16 protein-coding genes are annotated in these 18,067 nt (G+C 28.1%); 8 read left to right on the top strand and 8 right to left on the bottom strand.

Features of this window, described 5'->3' with window-relative positions; genetic code table 11:
- From SY27_RS17880 to map, 4 genes are read right to left on the bottom strand one after another with little or no spacing between them, the layout of a single operon-like run.
- Complete coding sequence (locus SY27_RS17880; RefSeq protein ID WP_045972972.1) at window positions 1–2,925, bottom strand: DEAD/DEAH box helicase; 2,925 nt, start codon at window positions 2,923–2,925, stop codon at window positions 1–3.
- Window positions 2,926–2,935: 10 nt separating this feature from the next.
- Window positions 2,936–3,706 (bottom strand): class I SAM-dependent methyltransferase, encoded by a 771-nt coding sequence (locus SY27_RS17885; RefSeq protein ID WP_045972974.1) that lies wholly within the window; start codon window positions 3,704–3,706, stop codon window positions 2,936–2,938.
- Window positions 3,703–4,491, bottom strand: coding sequence for a DUF3667 domain-containing protein (locus SY27_RS17890; RefSeq protein WP_045972976.1), 789 nt, complete (start codon window positions 4,489–4,491; stop codon window positions 3,703–3,705). The genes SY27_RS17885 and SY27_RS17890 overlap by 4 nt, the downstream gene beginning before the upstream one ends.
- Window positions 4,492–4,495: 4 nt before the next feature.
- Window positions 4,496–5,314, bottom strand: a complete 819-nt coding sequence (gene map, locus SY27_RS17895; RefSeq protein ID WP_045972978.1) for a type I methionyl aminopeptidase — start codon at window positions 5,312–5,314, stop codon at window positions 4,496–4,498.
- A gap of 245 nt (window positions 5,315–5,559) precedes the next feature.
- On the opposite strand from map, the gene SY27_RS17900 reads away from it, so the two are divergent.
- On the top strand, window positions 5,560–7,911 hold the full coding sequence (locus SY27_RS17900; RefSeq protein ID WP_045972980.1) for a GAF domain-containing protein: 2,352 nt from the start codon (window positions 5,560–5,562) through the stop codon (window positions 7,909–7,911).
- A 3-nt stretch (window positions 7,912–7,914) separates the two neighbouring features.
- Here SY27_RS17900 and SY27_RS17905 read toward each other — a convergent pair whose 3' ends face one another.
- The gene (locus SY27_RS17905; protein WP_045972982.1) at window positions 7,915–9,087 is read right to left on the bottom strand and encodes a Pycsar system effector family protein; all 1,173 of its coding nucleotides are present in this window, start codon (window positions 9,085–9,087) and stop codon (window positions 7,915–7,917) included.
- A 25-nt stretch (window positions 9,088–9,112) separates the two neighbouring features.
- Here SY27_RS17905 and SY27_RS17910 point away from each other — a divergent pair, with 25 nt between their 5' ends.
- Window positions 9,113–12,820, top strand: a complete 3,708-nt coding sequence (locus SY27_RS17910) for a metallophosphoesterase (RefSeq protein ID WP_235271040.1) — start codon at window positions 9,113–9,115, stop codon at window positions 12,818–12,820.
- On the opposite strand, the gene SY27_RS17915 is transcribed toward SY27_RS17910, so the two are convergent.
- Window positions 12,803–13,678, bottom strand: a complete 876-nt coding sequence (locus tag SY27_RS17915) for a hypothetical protein (RefSeq protein WP_045972984.1) — start codon at window positions 13,676–13,678, stop codon at window positions 12,803–12,805. The genes SY27_RS17910 and SY27_RS17915 overlap by 18 nt on opposite strands.
- A gap of 122 nt (window positions 13,679–13,800) precedes the next feature.
- On the opposite strand from SY27_RS17915, the gene SY27_RS17920 reads away from it, so the two are divergent.
- Both SY27_RS17920 and SY27_RS17925 read left to right on the top strand, forming a co-directional pair.
- Entirely contained in the window at window positions 13,801–15,075 is a 1,275-nt protein-coding gene (locus SY27_RS17920; protein ID WP_045972986.1) for an acetyl-CoA hydrolase/transferase family protein, read from the top strand.
- Window positions 15,076–15,176: 101 nt separating this feature from the next.
- Window positions 15,177–15,518 carry an RNA-binding protein gene (locus SY27_RS17925; RefSeq protein WP_045973005.1) on the top strand — a complete coding sequence of 114 codons (342 nt, stop codon included), beginning with the start codon at window positions 15,177–15,179 and terminating at the stop codon, window positions 15,516–15,518.
- Window positions 15,519–15,640: 122 nt separating this feature from the next.
- Here SY27_RS17925 and SY27_RS17930 read toward each other — a convergent pair whose 3' ends face one another.
- The gene (locus tag SY27_RS17930; RefSeq protein ID WP_045972988.1) at window positions 15,641–15,856 is read right to left on the bottom strand and encodes a hypothetical protein; all 216 of its coding nucleotides are present in this window, start codon (window positions 15,854–15,856) and stop codon (window positions 15,641–15,643) included.
- A 531-nt stretch (window positions 15,857–16,387) separates the two neighbouring features.
- On the opposite strand from SY27_RS17930, the gene SY27_RS18945 reads away from it, so the two are divergent.
- The 3 genes from SY27_RS18945 to SY27_RS17940 are packed head-to-tail and all read left to right on the top strand — an operon-like array spanning window position 16,388 to window position 17,154.
- A complete protein-coding gene (locus tag SY27_RS18945; RefSeq protein ID WP_161794175.1) occupies window positions 16,388–16,549 on the top strand; it encodes a hypothetical protein in 162 nt (53 codons plus the stop codon).
- Between the two features lie 10 nt (window positions 16,550–16,559).
- Window positions 16,560–16,976, top strand: coding sequence for a hypothetical protein (locus tag SY27_RS17935; RefSeq protein WP_045972990.1), 417 nt, complete (start codon window positions 16,560–16,562; stop codon window positions 16,974–16,976).
- Window positions 16,966–17,154: a hypothetical protein gene (locus SY27_RS17940; protein ID WP_045972992.1), complete on the top strand. Its 189-nt coding sequence runs from the start codon at window positions 16,966–16,968 to the stop codon at window positions 17,152–17,154. Before SY27_RS17935 ends, SY27_RS17940 begins: the two co-directional genes overlap by 11 nt.
- 33 nt (window positions 17,155–17,187) lie before the next feature.
- Here SY27_RS17940 and SY27_RS18405 read toward each other — a convergent pair whose 3' ends face one another.
- Window positions 17,188–17,682, bottom strand: a complete 495-nt coding sequence (locus SY27_RS18405) for a hypothetical protein (protein ID WP_052705431.1) — start codon at window positions 17,680–17,682, stop codon at window positions 17,188–17,190.
- Between the two features lie 103 nt (window positions 17,683–17,785).
- Between SY27_RS18405 and SY27_RS17950 the strand changes: the two genes are divergently transcribed.
- Window positions 17,786–18,025, top strand: coding sequence for a helix-turn-helix domain-containing protein (locus SY27_RS17950; protein WP_052705433.1), 240 nt, complete (start codon window positions 17,786–17,788; stop codon window positions 18,023–18,025).
- The last annotated feature ends 42 nt before the right edge of the window (window positions 18,026–18,067 follow it).

The raw sequence follows: 18,067 nt of genomic DNA on the forward strand, positions 1-18,067 counted from the left end.
TTATTCTAAAATATAATGAATATTATTAAAAACTTCTTCAGGAATGGTATTTTCTATAATACTATCTGAAATTACTTTTTTAGATTGTTGTAGAAGGCTAATTTTCTCTTCAATACTATCTTTTGCAATAAAACGAATTACATTAACTTGATTTTCCTGTCCTATTCTGTGTGCTCTACCTATTGCTTGAAGTTCGGCAAACGGATTCCACCATGGATCTAAAATAAGAACATAAGAAGCTTTTGTTAAGTTTAATCCAACTCCACCAGCTTTTAGTGAAATGAAAAATAGCAATGTGTTTTCATCTTTTTGAAAATTAGCAACTTCTGTTTCTCTGTCTTTTATTTTTGTACTTCCTGTTAATAAGCTATAAAGTGTTCCGTTTTTATCGCACCAATCTGTGTAAATTTTTAGATGAGAAGTATAAGAACTAAAAATTAAAACTTTCTGTTTCGCTTGTAATAAAGTTTCAATATAAGCTGTCACATCAGTAAATTTCCCAGAAGACATTTCTTCTCCTATCAATATAGGATGATTCGCTAATTGTCTTAATTTAGAAAGCGCATTTAAAATCGATATTTTTGAATTTGGCTTTTGGTCAACAGAGTTAATTTGTTTTTCAATTAAATAATTTCTAATAATTGATTTCTCATTTTCATATAATTTATTCTGTTCATCTGTCATTTCAGAATAAAAAACCTGTTCGGATATCTCAGGTAAATCTTTAGCAACTTCCGTTTTTGTTCGTCTTAATAAATACGGATTAATTAATGATTTTAATTCCTTTACTTTTTGAAGATTGTGTGATTTTTCAATTGGTTTTTTAAAATGAGATTCAAAAAAAGAATAAGTATTTAATAAGTTTGGGTTTATAAACTGCATTTGACTCCATAAATCGCTTAAAGAGTTCTCGATAGGTGTTCCGCTTAAAGAAACCTTATGAGTTGCATTTATAGTGTTTATAGCTTTGTAAATCTGTGAATTTCTATTCTTTATTTGCTGACTTTCATCTATAATTAAAAAATTAAAATGAAGCGTTTTTAAAAGATTTATATCTTTTAAAAGTAGATTGTATGAAGTGAAAACAAGATCTACTTTATCTAGTTTTTTTCGTTTTATCTTTCTGTCTAAACCTGTATAATTTAATCGCGTAAAATAAGGTGTAAACTTCTTAGTTTCGTTAAACCAGTTATAAGTTAATGAACTTGGAGCCACAACTAATGCTTTGAGTTTTTTAGTAATACTAGGTTGATTTGAACTAAATAAATCTAAAGAATCTGAAACCTCTTCGGTAATAATAAAATCATTTTCAAAATGAGTATAAACAAAATCTAAATAAGCTAAGCTTTGAATGGTTTTTCCTAATCCCATGTCATCTGCTAAACAAGATCCAAGGCCTAATTGGTAATTTTTAATCAACCAGTTTACACCTTCTTCTTGGTAATTTCTAAGAGTGGCTTTTATATTTCCAGTAGTGTTATAAGCTATAATATCTTTATTGAAAGCCTTTTCTGTTGCAATTCCTGTTTCTTCTAATAAAGTAAACTGATTCTTTTGAATTTGAATAGTGTTATTTCTTGTTTTTCCAAAATCAGCTAAAGGTTTGTACTGACTAAACCATTCAAAAGGAATAAGAAACAGACTTCCATTGGGTAATTCATATAATCGATTTCCTGTTTTTAAATGCGAAATAATATTAGAAAAAGGGAATTTAAAATCTTCTATTTCAATAATCATTTCAATGTCAAACCAATCTTTTTTCTCAATAAAATTTGAAGAAATAGTAGAAGAGTGCGTGTTAATCTTAGTATTATTCAATTGTAAATCTATAGCAATTGAAGCATTACTTATTTTTTCATGATTATTGATTAATTCAGTGATGTTGTAAAATTCGTCTAACTCAGTAAGATTTTTATTAAAACTAGCAAACGCATCTGTAAGAAAAAATAATCCTAATTGTTCCAGTGCTTTTACAATTCTTTTTTCTTCCTTTTTATTTCGAATAATTTGATGTACGGTAAATTCGTCTAAATCATTATGGCTAAGATTAATATGTTTCGTTTTTTCATCTGTAATGGAAAATTCATAATCTTCATATATAAAGATAATTTCTAAAAGATATATTTTATGTTGAAGATGAAGTATAGGTTTTATTCTGCAACCTTTACAATTATTATTTGTTTCTACAGTAAATCCATCAGCTTCAATAGGAACTTTTTTGATGACGTTTTTAATAAAAGTATTAAAATATTCAATACTATTTTTATTAGGAATTAAAACCTCTTTCTTTGAAAGAAACGGTTTTAACTTATTTCCATTTATATGATTTATAGTATAAATTGTATTATTAATAGAAACCCAAGAAGGTTCATTAAATAAAATTTTAAAATTAGTTTTAAATGGATAAATTACCGTTTTATGATTTAAAAGACTTAAACAATAAATAATATTCTCAGGTGTTTTTGAAAAACGCAATTTAGGTTCTAAAACAACATCAGAAAAAGAAACTTGTTGCTTATGAAAAACATTCTTTTTATTGATGTCTAAACTTAATGGTGATTTTGTGTTTGAAATTATTTTAAAAAAAGATTCAAGTATAAAATGAACATAATGGTCAATTACTTTCTTAGTTTTATCATCACTTAATAAAACTTCCAAACTTTTAGCTACTTTATTTTTTATTTTATATTTAGAAAGTAAATTTTTAGAATTTAATTTTTCACAAAGCGTAAGTAATTGTAATTCATTTGCCTCTAAATTGTAATCCAATTCAGAGATTGTTTTTGAATTTGCATTTTTTTTAATGTAATACAAAACACCTTCCAATTGTTCAACAATGAAAGCATTTGGAATATATGATTCTAAAATAGGATCAAATGAAAGATCAAATGCTAAAGCATGATTAGAATTTTCTGAAAAAGGCATATAGTTTAGATTATTTAAAACAAACAGGGATAATTTCTCCTTTTGCTAAACAATATCTCGTTACAAGTTCTGATGGAATCGTACTTGTATAATCTACTTCTTCTACTTTAAAACCAATACTTCTTAATTTATCAAAATAATCACGACCATAAACTCTAACATGATCATATTGACCAAAAATTTTGGCACGTTCTTTAGCATCAGTAATAGAATCATCTGAAAATGTTGTTTCACGAGATAAATCTTGAGGAATTTGAAAAATACCCATTCCGCCAGGTTTTAAAACTCTGTACAATTCCTGCATCGCTTTAGTGTCATCTGGAATGTGTTCTAAAACATGATTGCAAAAAATGATATCATATTCGTTATCTTTAAATGGTAGATTGCAAATATCAGCTTTTACATCAGCCAAAGGTGATAACAAATCAGTAGTAGTGTATTTTATATTTTTCTGTTTTTTAAATCGTTTGTAAAACTCTTGTTCAGGTGCAAAATGTAAAACTGCTAACTTTTTTTCAGAAGTAAAGAAATTAGTTTCGTTTTGTAAATACAACCATAATAAACGATGTCTTTCTAAAGATAAAGTACTTGGTGAAAGTACATTGTTTCGTTGTGTACCATAACCATAGGGTAAAAACATTTTAAAACTTCTACCATCAATAGGATCAGTAAACGTGTTTCCTTTTAATAAAAAAGCAATAACAGGACGAACTACAATACTTAATCGTATAAGAATTGGTCTTGGAATTGTATTAAGAATAAACTTGAATATTTTTTTCATTTTAAAAGTGTCAAAGCATATATTATACCAAATAAAATTGAAAACACGGCAATTATTCCAAAATACAATGCAAAAAATAATGAGATATATTTAATTCCTGATGAAATACTTTGTTTTAAATTTTGGTTATAGAGTTTTTTAAAAATATAAATAGTAAAAAATATAAAAATGAACAAAAATAGAATAGAATAAACACCAAAATTCATCCCTAATACATTAACCAAAATAACTTGCATCACTAAAGATATGAAGCCTAAATTGGTTTGTATATAGCTATTAAAGACTAGGTGTTCAAAAAAATTATGTCCCCTTTTATTGTATATAATGAGACTGGTTAAGGCGTATACTGGAATTAATAACAAAACAAAAAAATTATAATAGCTCATTATCGACTCCATATAATTTTTCATGTCAAATTTTGGCAATTTTGCTGATGGATTTGAGGTGTTGAGTCCATCCGTAAAACCTTTAGAATAATCCATTATAATTTCCAATGGAAAAAACTTATAAAAAAATACAGCAATAGTAGCATATAGAATTATAAAAGAAAAGGGTTGAAAATATTTTTTTCTAGCACCACTTATATAGGCTTCTAATACATCTTTAGGATTTGTGAATAAATCAAAAAATGTTCTCCAGAAATTATTATCCCAGCTAAAAAAAGGACCAACGAATTCTTCCCATGTTCCTTTTAGAGAAAGTCTGTCATTGACGATTTTTGACCCACAGTTTGAGCAAAAACGGTTGTTTTCTTTTATTTCTGATGAACAAGATTTACAATTCATAAATTTATAATACTAATGGAACTTGTCTAAATTCATCTTCTTCATTGCTTATTATACCAAGAGCTTTATAAATATATGCAAAAGTAGAAAGCAATTCTGGTTTTCCATCTACAATAGCAACATCATGTTCAAAATGTGCACTAGGTTTTCCATCAGCAGTAACAATTGTCCAACCATCTTTCAAAGTTCTGATGTTTCTAGCACCAAGATTTATCATAGGTTCAATAGCAATTGTTATTCCGTTTACTAATTTTTTTCCACGACCTCTTTTGCCATAATTTGGTACTTCCGGATCTTCGTGAAGTTTTCGTCCTAATCCATGACCACATAGTTCTCTAACAACTCCATATCCATGTTTTTCACAATACTGTTGAATGGCATAACCGATATCTTCTACACGATTACCTACTTTAGTTTCTCTGATACCAATATATAAAGATTCTTTAGTAACTTGTAAAAGCTTTTTTGTTTCCTCAGCAACTTCACCTACTTCAAATGTATAGGCATGATCGCCATAAAAATCATTTAAAACAGCACCGCAATCTACAGCTATAATATCACCATCTTCTAAAGGTCTGTCCGTAGGTAACCCATGAACTACTTGTTCGTTAACGCTTGTTAAAAGTGTTGAAGGACAACCATACAGCCCTAGGAATCCAGGAATAGCACCATTGTCTCTTATAAAAGTTTCAGCTAGTTTATCTAGTTTGTTAGGAGTAACACCAGGCTTAATTTCTGTAGCCAGCATTCCTAATGTTTTAGAAACGATTAATGCACTTTCACGCATTAATTCAATTTCTTCTTTGGTTTTTATAATAATCATAATAATCAAATTCTAATCGCAAAAATACAATTTTTAATCTTTTATAAGACTATTTCTTTTATAAGGAATCTAATTTGTTTTTAAAAAGAAAACAATCCTAAATTAGGATATACAATAACAGCCTTTTTCTACTTTTAGCTCTATATAAATATAAGATTTGAATGTAAATAATAGACACTCGTCTTAACAAACTATTCACTATTTTTAAGATAAATATTCGTATTTTTGTGTAAAATTTTACTTTTATGGAATTAGAATATCTATATCCAAGTCCTTTTAAAACACTTATTTCTTTCCATCTTTTAATTGAACAGTTAGAGGAAATAGCTAAGTCTGATATTGAATATAGAGCTAATTATGCGAAAAGTTTATTAAAACAAGTTGAAGATAAACCCGAACTTATAAACGGAATTCAAGATGTATCGTTCATAAAAGAAAATGAAACTACAATACGAAATTTATTAGCAGATTTATTTCCTACTGTTTTAACTCATAATGAAATTAAAGCAGTAACACTCCCTTTTATAAATTTTACATTTAATTATACCGAACGATTTAAAAAGATATTAAACTCATCAGGGACAACTTTTGATTTTGAAATAAGAGATTTTGATGAGCATCAATTTTACATTATGAATTGTCATATTATTTTAAATATTTATTACAATCAAAATATAGATAATAGACAACCTCTTTTTTATGATATTCCAGATGAAAATGGAATTATGAACCATTATAGAATTTTATATAATGCCGATTTTATTGAAGTTATTCCAACAGATAAAATGATACCGCTAAGTCAAGAAGAAATTTATGAACTTATTGATAATTATGATGATTTAGCATTATGGAAAGAAAAATTCCCACCTAATTCTTGGATTTTAAAAGGATTTGGAATTGTAACTCTTGTAGATGTAACAGTAGAAAGCGCTGTTTCAAATCTTAAAACTAATTTGTTAAAATCGGAAGTTGAAAAACATAACTTTGAACATGATTTTGAAGATATTTTTAAATCTATTTTTAAAACCAAAGATGTTAAAATAGGTTTCGCAAAGTATAATGATTATACTGCAAATTTTGAAAAATCATTTTTTAATGAAGACAAGCTAGTAAGTTATTTGTTACATGATATTGAAGATGTAAATTGTGAAAGCGTTTTGTGTAATTTTACATTAGAATCTTTATTAGATAAAAAAGAAAAGATAGTTGTATCAGATGTAGAAAAATTTCAATCAATAGCGTTAGCAAAAAGACTACTTAAACAAAATATTAAAAGTTGCATTTTAGTACCAATAATAAAAGACAATAAATTATTAGGCATAATTGAAGTTGTATCATCTATTCCAAGAGCATTAAATTCAATTAATGCTAATAAAATAGACTTAATTTTGCCTTACATTGTAGATACAGTTGAACGTTCTTATAATGAAATTGAAAATTTAGAACAAGCCATTATTCAAAAAGAATATACAACAATACACCCAAGTGTCTATTGGAAATTTAAAAAAGAAGCGCAAAACTACATTAGTTCTGCATCAAATACTAAAGACTATATTTTTAAAGAAATAACCTTTAAAGAAATATATCCTTTATATGGTCAAATAGATATAAAAGGTTCTTCGGAGAAGAGAAATCAAACAGTAAAATCAGATCTAAAAAGTCAGATTGAAGCATTAATAGACATCGTTGGTACAATAAAAGAATCTAATGACTTAATTATTTTAGATCAAAAAATGTTTGAATTAATAGGTTTTTTAGAAGAACTAAATTCACCTTTAAAAGCAGATACCGAACAACAGATTCAACGTTATATAGAAACAGAAATTCATCCTATTGCAGAATCGGCAAAAGCAATTTCTACGGTAGAAGTAAAAATAAAAGACTACTTTGAAAGTTTAGATCCCAAAACAGGAATGTTTTATAAATCCAGAAAAGATTTTGATTATACATTGTCGGTTATCAATAAAAAAATGGCTTCTATTTTAGATGAAAAACAAGCAGAAGCACAAAAAATATATCCTCATTATTACGAACGTTTTAAAACCGATGGAGTAGAGCATAACTTGTATATTGGAGCTACAATAGCACCATCTGTGCCATTTGATAAAATTTATTTAAATAATTTAAGATTATGGCAATTGCAGACACTTTGCGAGATGGAATTAGAACACCATAAAATTAAAGAAACATTGCCTTTCGTATTAGAAGTAACTTCGTTAATATTGGTGTTTAGTTCACCTTTATCCATTAGATTTAGAATGGACGAAAAACGTTTTGATGTTGACGGATCTTATAATGCAAGATATGAGATAGTAAAAAAGAGAATTGATAAAGCACATATCTTAGGAACACAAGAAAGAATAACTTCAAAAGAAAAAATAACAATTGTTTATTCTCATAGTCACGAAGAAGTTGAATATCTAAAATATATCAAGTTTCTTCAATATAAAAACATACTTGAACCTTCAATTGAACAATTTGAAATAGAAGAATTGCAAGGCGTTTCTGGGTTAAAAGCACTTAGAGTAAAAGTAGTAAATGATATTGTTCTAGATAAAAAATATTCTTACCAAGACCTTTTAAACGAAATCAGTTAAGAGTTAAAACAATTTGGTTTGAAAAGCAATAACAAAAGCAACAACAGATATAATAATGCCTAGCATAAATATATTATACGTAATACGTAACAATCTATATTTACGCTCTAAAACAATACCTAAGTAGTATAAATCCTTAATCATAGAATTATACAAATAGCTTCTATCTTTCATCATTTCATTAACAGCTTCTTCATAATCATGATAAGGCATTTTGTAAAAATTTCCAAAAAATAATAAATTCACTTTTTTATCTTTTACATCCTGACTTGTGAAGATTCCAGAAGTTACTTTAGGACGAGTGGAAAGAATAGCAAAAATGATAGAAACAACACTGAATATCAACATAACGAATGTAGGTACTATCAGATGTTGGTTACTAGGACTATCAAGTTTTGGAATAATAGTAGATAGCGCAATTGAAATAATAATAGCATTTACGGATAATAAAATATTAGCTTTACTATCTGCAATTTCACTTAAACGAGTGTGATTGTTTAGCGTAACTCTAAACATGGTGTCGATACCTCTTTCAGGTCTAGGTTCCTTTTTTTTCTTTTCCATTTCAATATCACTTACAGAAGTATCATTAAGTAATAAACTTTCTATTTTTTGAATGTTTTTATCTTTTTTAGGCTTCCAATTAGCTAATGCATAAGAAGTATAATAGGAATGTGTTTTTGTTAACATCTTATAATTTTCTTTTGCCCATTCTTCATCAGTAAAAGTTTTATTACAAGTTAATTCCCATTCTGTTCTTAATTTTTCACAAATGCTAAAATAATTTTTATTAGAAAAATGAAAATAATCAGCATCTCTCATTATTTGCTCATATTTGTTTTTTGGAACATAGTCAAAAACAGTAGCTCTAATTAATTGAGATACAAAATCAATATAGTCTTCAGACGCATTATTTTCTTCTAAGAAAGATTTTACAATTTGCACACTAATTTCCTCATGATTTTTAGTATCAACAGTATAACCTGTATCGTGAAACCAAGCAGCAATAATTAATTTTTCTTTATCTTCGTAAGAAATTTGATAATAATTAGCAATTTCAATAACAGCCTGAATCACACTATTAGTATGATCAAAGTTATGATAGGTAAAAGACTCGGAAAGTTTTTCTTTAAATAAGTTTTCTACAAAATTTTCTGCTTTTAAAATCAAATTCATCGGTTTCATTTTATCCGACTAATTTATGAAAATGTTTTGGGTTAATACACATGTTTATGCATTTCGTTACTATTCAACAGTAATCCTCTTATTATTCTTATTCAATTCGTGTGCTACAATGCAATTACAAATTGATGATAAAGACAAAACAATAACAGCGTTAGAGAAAGATTCATTAAAAGTAATTTATACTTTTTATTTGATGGGAGATGCAGGAAATGCTAAAAAAGATAGTACAACAATTGCACTAGAGAAATTCTCTAAAAATATAGAAGTCACAGATGAAAATGCTACAGTTTTGTTTTTAGGAGATAATATCTATCCAAAGGGATTACCTAAAAAAGAAGACAAAGGAAGAGAATTAGCAGAACATCAACTTAACGTTCAGATAGAAGCAGTTAAGCAATTTAAAGGGAAAACTATTTTTTTGCCAGGAAATCACGATTGGTATAGCAATGGGGTTGAAGGATTAAAAAGACAGCAAGAATATGTTGAAGAAAAACTAGGTAAAAAATCATTTTTACCAAAAGATGGTTGTCCTATTGAAACCATAAAAATAAAAGATGATATTGTGTTAATTCTAGTAGATTCAGAATGGTACATTACAAATTGGGATAAACATCCTACGATTAATGACGATTGTGAAATAAAAACGAAAACACAGTTTTTAGATGAATTTAGAAGTGAAATCAAAAAAGCTAGAGGAAAAACAACAATAGTAGCCATTCATCATCCAATGTTTAGTAATGGACCACATGGCGGACAATATTCTTTTAAAAATTATCATCAACCTTTTTTTCCTTTAGGATATATCAAAAATATACTTAGAAAAACGACAGGTGTTGTAAATGCAGATATGCAAAATAAGCATTATAATGAATTACGAAAAAATATTATAGCAGCATCGCAATTTAATGATAGAGTTATTTTCGTTTCAGGACACGAACATAGCTTACAATATTTAGTAGAAGATAATTTACCACAAATAATAAGTGGTTCAGGTTCTAAAACAACTCCAACAAGAACCATTGGTGGCGGAAAATATTCACATGCTGCAAACGGTTTTGCAATTTTAGAAATATATGAGAACGGAGCGTCAAATGTTAAGTTTATTAATGCTAAAAAAGATAGCATAGAATATTCAACTCAAGTTTATGGAGTTGCAGATATTCAATTTAAAGAAACACTTTTGCCAATTGTACAAGATTCTATAAAAGCATCGATTTACACAGCAGAAGAAACCAAAAAAGGAAAGTTTCATACTTTTTTATGGGGAGAACGATATAGAAAAGACTATAGTATCCCTGTTTTAGCAAAAACAGTAAACTTAGATACGTTATTTGGAGGATTAGTTCCAGTAAGAAAAGGAGGAGGAACACAATCAAAAGCCCTACGATTAGAAGCAAAAGATGGAAAACAATATGTAATGAGAGCTATGAAAAAAGAAGCATCTCAATATATACAAGCTGCTATGTTTAAAAATCAATATGTTGAAGGTCAATTTAGAAACACAGCTTCTGAGAACTTAGTAAAAGACGTATTTACAGGTTCTTATCCTTATGTGCCACTTACAATGACATTGCTTTCCGATGCAATAGGAGTATATCATTTAAATCCAAGATTGTTTTATATTCCAAAGCAAAAAGCATTAGGTAGTTTTAATCAGGAATTTGGTGATGAATTATATCTTTTAGAAGAGCACGCATCAGATGGACATGTTGACTTAGCAGGCGATAATTTTTCAGGAGAAATAATCAGCACAAACGATTTATTACAAGAAATTCATTCAGATGAGTCCAAAATTATCGATGAAACAGCTTATATAAAAGCACGATTATTTGATATGTTAATAGGAGATTGGGACAGACATCAAGATCAATGGAGATGGTTAGAATTTAAAGAAAACGGAAAAATAATTTATAGACCTTTACCAAGAGATAGAGATCAAGCTTTCTCAAAAATGTCTGATGGATTTCTTTTAGGAGCTGCTGTGAGACTGATTCCTGTGGCAAAAATATTACGTAAATATGATGCAGATTTAAAAGATGTAAAAGGATTTAATTTAGAACCTTTCCCATTAGATATGGCATTTATAAATCAATCAGATAAAACTATTTGGGATGAACAAGTAAAACATATTCAAAATAAAATTACAAACGAGGTAATAGATGAAGCTTTTCAGGCTATACCTAAAGAAATACAAGGTGAAACCATTTCTGAAATAAAAGAAATCCTAAAAGCCAGAAGAAACAACCTTCAAAAAATAGCAGATAGATATTTTAAATTGATAAATAAATTTGCTGTTTTAACAGCTACAAATAAAGACGATTATATACAAGTAAATTGTTTAGAAAACGGAAAAGTTCAAGTATCATTATATAGAAAAAAAGACAATACTTATCAAGACAAATTTCATGACAGAACCTATAATCCTCAAGAAACAAAAGAAATATGGATTTATGGCTTAGACGATGATGATACATTTGAAGTAATAGGAAAAAGCGAAAAAATAAAAATCAGACTTATTGGAGGTCAAAACAACGATAATTATAAAGTAGAACAAGGAAAAAATATAGTTATATATGATTATAAATCAAAGAAAAACAATTTTGAAAAAGCGCAGAAAGCAACAGTCAAAAAACAAGATGATTACGATATAAACGTATATGATTATAAAAAAATAAAAAACAACACAAACCAAATAATTCCTGTTATTGGAGCCAATCCAGATGATGGATTTAAAATTGGATTTACAAATGTTTTTACCAAATATGGATTTGAGCGAAACCCATTTTCGAGCCAGCATCAATTAAAAGGAGCTTATTATTTTGCTACAAAAGGATATGAACTATTCTATAAACTAGAAATAGCCAGGATATTAGGTAAATTTAATTTTGAAATTGAAACAGGATTGCAAAGTCCAAACTTTACGCAAAACTTCTTTGGATATGGAAATGAAACAAAGAATTTTGATGATGATTATAGCCTAAATTATAATCGTGTAAAAGTAAGAACATTTAGTATTTCTCCTTCATTAAAATGGCGAAGCAGATCAGGAAGTATAGCCACATTTAAAATGACTTATGAATCAATTGAAGTAGACGATACAAAAGACAGATTTGTAGAAAATAACATTCAATTACCAAAATATATATTTGATGAGGTACAATTTGTAGGAGCAGAAATTAATTATCATTTTGAGAATTATGATAACAAAGCTTATCCAACATTAGGAATGAAAACTGCTCTATCTGTAGGATATAAATCAAATATAGATAAAAGAAATAGAAATTATGGATATTTAATTCCAGAAGTAAGCTTCAATCATAAACTAAATGCTTCAGGGAAATTAGTATTAGCCACACAATTTAAAAGTCATATTGTTTTTGGCAATAATTTTGAATTCTATCAAGGAGCATCAATTGGAGGAACAGATGGATTAAGAGGATATAGAAACCAACGCTTCGTTGGGAATCAATCTTTTTATCAAAATACTGATTTAAGATATAGCTTTAATAGTGTAAAAACAAGATTTATTCCTGTGCGAATAGGAGTTTATGGAGGTTTCGATTACGGAAGAGTTTGGCTAAAAGGAGAAGATTCAAACAAATGGAATAATTCCTACGGAGGAGGTCTCTTTATAAATGGAGTAGAATTGATAACAGCTAATTTAGGAATCTTTAATTCGTCAGATGGTATTAGAGTCGCTTTCGGATTAGGATTTGGTTTTTAAATCTTTTAAAGAAACAACATATATATTGCCATCATCTTTAGTCTTCTTTTCATCAGCAATAAGAATAGTATCATCATCCTTAAAACAAATTGCTTCTTTTTGAGATTGATGATGCAGTTCTAATGCACTAATTTTCCCTTTAGTAAAATAATCATCTGTAAAATCTTCAAACAACCAAATAGTAGTATGAGTTAATAAAACCATTTTAGAGCCATCATTGCTTATTGCGGCACTAGTAATAGCACAAGTTTTAGAATCATCACAAGTTTTAAAAGTAGTTAAAAGTTGTGCTTTATGATGCCCTGCCTTGTTAGGGATTTTGTAAATCAAAGTAGTGCCATCAAAACCCTTACTTCTATTCTTAGTAAATAAATAAAAAGAACCATTCCATTCAAAAAAAGCCTCACAATCATATAATAATTCTTTTTTACTAGGAGGAAAAAGAGTTTGTTCAGGATAATAAAAAGTAATTTTTTCATTTGCAGAAATAGAATCTTCATCTAACTGATCTATAGAAATTTTATCAATACTTAGATCCTTTCTGTTATTTTTGTTATTCCCAAAATTCCCAATATATACATTTCCTAAAGCATCAGAAGTTAAATCTTCCCAATCTTCGTTTTCGATATTTTCGATATTTATTTCGGTATCAATCTTTCCGTTCTTTTTCAATATATAGATGCTATTTTTGTTTTTACTATCTTCAATAACAAAGGTTTTGTTGTTGATGTAGGCAATACCAGAAACTTCATCTAGTTTTTCCGGAAGTTTATAAGAAACGGTTAATTCAGTTTTTTTTTCAGAGCATGATAGAACTAAAAATAAGAGTAATAAAGAACTAGGAAAAATTAATTTCATAAAGTTTGATAGTTGAGATAAGATGCTTTTTCAAATGTATAAAAAATAATTCAAACCTGAGAAATGTCATGTTTTAAGATTTCATTCAATAGTAAATTTGTAGTAAATAAAAATCATTAGGTATGAGTAAGTATGTAACGGCTGCGGAAGCTGTAAAAATAGTAAAATCTGGAGATAGAGTATATGTCCAAGCAGCTGCTGCAACACCAACAATATTAACAAAAGCATTATCAGAAAGAGCATCAGAATTAAGAGATGTCGAAATTTGTCATTTGCACACAGAAGGAGAAGCTCCATATGCTAATCCAGAATTAATGAACAGTTTTCATGTAAATTCTTTTTTTATAGGAAAAAATGTTCGACATACTTTACAAGCAGGGAACGGTTCCTATACACCCGTTTTTTTAAGTGAATTACCACGCTTGTTTCGAAAAAATGTATTACCATTAGATGTAGTATTTATTCATGTTTCACCACCAGATAAGCACGGATATTGTTCGTTAGGTGTTTCTGTAGAAGCAACAATTGCAGCTATTGAAAATTCAAAGACAATAATTGCTCAAGTAAATCCGCAAATGCCTAGAACATTTGGAGATGGAATTCTCCATGTTTCGGAGATAGATTATTTAGTAGATGTTAATTTGCCTATATTTTGTCATGAAGTAGCTCCTTTTACAGATGTTGAAGAGAAGATTGGAGAATATGTTGCATCTTTAATAGACGATAAAAGCACCTTACAAATGGGAATTGGAAATATTCCAAATGCAGCATTAAGTAAATTAACGAATCATAAAAACCTAGGATTACATACTGAAATGTTTTCCGATGGAGTAATTGATTTGATAGAAAAAGACGTTATTAATTGTAATTATAAAGGAACGGTTAGAGGTAGAGCTTTAGCAACGTTTTTAATTGGTTCACAAAGGCTATACGATTTTGTAAACGATAATCCTTTTGTAGAGTTAAGAGAATCATCTATGGTAAACGATACAGCAGTGATTCGTAAAAACCCAAAAATGATTGCGATAAATTCTGCAATAGAAGTAGATGTTACAGGACAAGTTTGTGCCGACTCTATAGGCGGGAAAATGTATTCAGGAGTTGGAGGACAAATGGATTTTATGCGAGGTGCTTCTTTAAGCGAAGGCGGTAAGGCAATAATTGCATTACCCTCTGTTACAAAAAGAGGAGAAAGTAGAATTGTACCCTATTTAAAACAAGGAGCAGGAGTTGTAACGACGCGTTCTCATGTTCAATATATAATTACAGAAAATGGAATTGCCGATTTATACGGTAAAACACTGAAGAAAAGGATTGATGAGATGGTTAAGATTGCACACCCAGATCATCAAGAAATGATTGAAAGACAATATTTTGAGTTAACAAGCGCAAAATAATCATCAAAATAAAAAGTTTTTTTCTATTTCATTGAAAATAAATGAAATAAAAGATTTTTGTATCTATTAAAAGACTACCTTTGGCAAATAAAATTTTATTTATGAACATTTTTGTAGGAAGTCTTCCGTTCAGTATTGAGGAAGCAGATTTAAGAGGTTTTTTTGAAGAGTATGGAACTGTTGATTCAGTTAAGATTATCTCTGACAAATTTACTGGAAGAAGTAAAGGATTTGGATTTGTTGAAATGCCAAATGACGCAGAAGCTCAGAAAGCAATTGATGAGTTAAACGGTGGAACTGTTGAAGGCAGAACTATTGTAGTAAACAAATCAGAACCAAAACCAGAAGGTGAAAGAAGATCTTTCAACCGTAATGGTAATGGTGGTGGAGGAAGAGGAAACTTTTCTAACAACAGAGATAACAATAGAGGTGGTCGTTACTAATTATCTGTAGTGTTATAAAAACAAAATCCCGATTTTATCGGGATTTTTTTATGCGTTTATTTTTATACTATATTCTAAAAACTTCTACATTTTTCTTCATTTTAGCAGATTTTAAGCAAATCTTATTGCTGTTTTAAGAACCGTATTCTTTCTCCAGTATCTGGATCCGATAAAAAATACCATGCTTGATACTCTTTCCCTTTCTGGTAAACATTAATTCCCGATTGGGTTGATTTATTGTTTATATCTTTTGTTTTAATGTTGTTTTCAATAGTATTAACATCATTACACGATAAAATAATTAAAGCTACTATAATGATTGAATTGATTTTTCCCATAATTATTGCTTATTAATTTGTTATACATAAAAAATTATAAGGCTAAATTAAAAAGTTTTCTTTTAGAGTCTTATGCGTTTTTCGGGTAATAGTGTTCTTTTTTTGCATAACACATTTTTCATCATTGTAATTATTCTTTCCCAGTAATAAATTTAACCCGTTGGGTGTAATTATTAAAAACGTCATTTCGAGTGTTTTTTGTGCAGTAAAACGGAACAAAAAATGTATCGAGAACCGTTTTTAATGAAATTTTTCTTGTTTTCGATACGATTTTCTGTCGAAAAACACTCGAACTGATAAAAAAATCATCAAAAATTAATTACACTCAGCGGGTTAAATTTAATGATGCAATGTATTAACTTAATTGCTAAATTAAAATAGATAAAAATACTCAAAACAGCAACTTTAACAATTACTATAGATTTTCTGTAACTAAAAATATAAGGCTTTCATTTAAATTTGTGGTAACTTTTATAAATTGTTTAGAATGATTACTTTTATAACTATTATTAATCAAATAAAAAGTTTAGTATGAAAATTCTAAAAAATATACAATTAAAAGCTAAAGTCTTAACAAAAAAAGAATTGCTTACAATTGTTGGAGGAGACGATGTTACAGATTCAATAGAGACAGAAAGTGATGAGTCTTCAAGAACAAAAGATGGTGGAGTTAGGATTCCTCCACGGGGATAAAAATTAATTTATGAAAAATAGAATTATAGGAACATTTTTAGTGGTTTTATCAGCATTAATTACTTATACTGATAAGTTGGGTTTTGAGTTGGATTATAATTTTGGTTATAGTAGTACTGAAAATTTTATTTTTGCTTTAACTACAACGTTATCTCCTATTATTTTGGCTATAGGTGCTAATTTTAGACCATTGAGAATAAGTTTTGTGTTCCCTATTTTTATATTTAGCGCAAATCTATTTTGGATGGTCAGTGATAATGATTCTGACATGGGATATTCTTATCATTATGCATTTGCAGTAGTAATTTGTTTTATACTACTCATTCTTTTTGTAGATAAGTTCATTAAGAAAGAAAAGTATTATAAAAATAAAGTATCACTATTAGAAGCTTTGTTAGATTTAAAAATTGCAATTCATGAAAAATAATGAACTAATAATTTTATTATCATTAGCAAAGTCAACTCTTAAGGATAAACAAGAAGGGCTTATTACTTCAGAGGAAGCTAATAAGGTCTTCTTGCAAATTAAACAGAAACTTCAAGAATTAGATGATGATGTGTCTAAAGGGATAATGGATAAATTAATTTCAAGAATTGAATTTTAATAAAAAACTACTTTCATTGAAGTAGTTTTTTTATTAAGTATTAACTTGTTTTTGTCCTTTTTCTTTAGTCCCTTCTTCTTCATTTACCTTAATAATATCATTTATCGCATTACTAACTACAATATGATGTATTTCTTTAATCATTTGCAATAATGCAGGTTCATCACTTTCATTTCCAGTACTAATCCTCTTCATTTTATCTTCTAAAAAAGTCACTTTTTCTTTATAAAGTGCTAATGTTTTATTTTTTAATTCTAATTCCTCTAATAAAGCACTTTCGTTTATAGTAGTAGGGATATCATTTAAAAGCATGCTTCCTTTTCCAGTCAAAAGCCACTCACAATTAATTTGTGGATATTTGGTAATTAAAGTTTCTAAAGCATCTGAGTTTAAAGGTCTTTTTTTAGCAATTCCTTTAAAACTGCCGTATGTCATGCCTATGGATTCACAAAAAAATTCATAGCTAATACTTTGATTTTTAGCAAAATATAAAATTCTTTCTTTAATATTGGAAATTTTAATGTCCATTTTTTGGTTTTAGTAAATATAATTACTACATTTGAATTTAAATAATATAAAACAATAACAAAAATAGTAAAAAATAACTTTTATAGCTAAGAATAGAGTAGATATGAATAAGATAATAGGAGATAAATTAAAAATGCTTCGCAAACAGAAAGGATGGTCGCAAGAGGAAACATCAGATTATTTAGCTATTTCTCAGTCTGCTTATGCTCGTATAGAAAATGGAGTTAGTCATTCTTGGGCAAATCATTTAGAAAAAATAGGTGAAGTATTTAGCGTAACTCTTGAAGAATTAGTAAAAAAAGAAACGTCTGATTGTAAAGATAATAAGCAAAAACAGCTTTAACAATTACTATAGATTTTCTGTAATTCAAACAGAGGGCTTTTG

Origin of the sequence: Flavobacterium sp. 316, from assembly GCF_000967805.1 — a bacterium.
In the GTDB taxonomy this organism is placed as follows: domain Bacteria; phylum Bacteroidota; class Bacteroidia; order Flavobacteriales; family Flavobacteriaceae; genus Flavobacterium; species Flavobacterium sediminilitoris.